The sequence below is a fragment of the Vibrio sp. OPT46 genome (assembly GCF_015163535.1).
Taxonomy (GTDB): Bacteria; Pseudomonadota; Gammaproteobacteria; order Enterobacterales; family Vibrionaceae; genus Vibrio; species Vibrio alginolyticus.
The window spans coordinates 32,218-33,366 of sequence record NZ_JADDYG010000054.1 but is presented as its reverse complement, the minus strand read 5'-3'; the positions used below and the strand labels follow the sequence as shown (position 1 = coordinate 33,366).

At 47.3% G+C, this 1,149-nt stretch carries 1 protein-coding gene and 1 pseudogene; both read right to left on the bottom strand.

Annotated features, from left to right (window positions below; all coding sequences use genetic code 11):
* Positions 1 to 812, bottom strand: an 812-nt coding sequence (gene lhgO / locus IQR33_RS02705) for an L-2-hydroxyglutarate oxidase (RefSeq protein ID WP_193843490.1), incomplete at its 3' end; no start/stop codon positions are given.
* Between the two features lie 8 nt (positions 813 to 820).
* Positions 821 to 1,149 (bottom strand): annotated as a pseudogene (locus IQR33_RS32150) (TRAP transporter permease); the annotation flags it as partial.

Sequence of the window (1,149 nt, the reverse complement as noted above, 5' to 3'; positions counted from 1 at the left end):
GTCACACTGCCATCAATCATGCGAGTCAGGTGGACGCCCAAGAATGGCAAATCAGGGTCTGGAATTGGATAAATAAGATGATTCACCACTCGGTCGTGTTTGCTATCTAAGCGGTAGTATTCACCACGATAAGGGATGATTTGGAAATCGGTCGGAATAGACATCATCTTAGTCATGCGATCCGCCATCAAGCCACTGCAAGTAACCAAGAACTTGGTATTAAGCTGCATCGTTTGACCGTCTGAAATGCAGGTCAGTTGGACTTCTTCATCCTTCTCTTCGGCAGCCACCACTTTGGTTCTCAGGCTGATTTGACCGCCGAGCTTTTTGAACTCTTCCGCCATCTGCTCAGTGACCAAACGATAATCAACAATGCTAGTGGTTTTGACATAAATCGCACCCAAGCCAGTGATGTTTGGCTCAGCCAGTTTGAGTTGAACTTCATCGAGTAGCTTTACGTCGATGCCGTTGACATGGCAGCGCTCATAGAGGGCATTCATGCGTTCGACTTCTTGCTCATTGGTCGCAACCAATAACTTGCCACAGTTCTCCACCGGAATATCGTGCTCAGCACAGAACGAAATGGTTCGCTCTACCCCACGCTTACAAAAATCCGCTTTTAAGCTGCCCGGAGCGTAGTACACCCCAGCATGAATCACGCCGCTATTGTGTCCGGTTTGGTGCTTGGCAAAACCGGACTCTTTCTCAACCAATAAAATGGATTTGTCTGGATGACGTTGCTGTAGTTGCCATGCTGTCGACACACCAACGATACCGCCACCAACAATGATGTAGTCATAGACTGATTTCATACGACCTCTTATAAAACCGATAGTTGAGATTGTTGCAATTTGAACTTGCGACCACTGTAAATGAACACCGCGACAAATACCGCACAGCTTGCCACACGAACCAACATTGGGATATCGTGCCAAACCAGCAATGTACCCACCACTACCAACAAGAGACGCGTCAGAATGTTTAGAGGACCTTCCAAGTAGCCTTCAATCGCACCAATCAATGCATAGGTACCGATGATGGCAAAGAAGCCTACGGTAATTACCGACGTCACATCCCAACTGACCAAGCCTGTATAGGCAATAAGTAGCGGTACAAGATACAAACCTTTGGCGATTTTCCACGCCATCA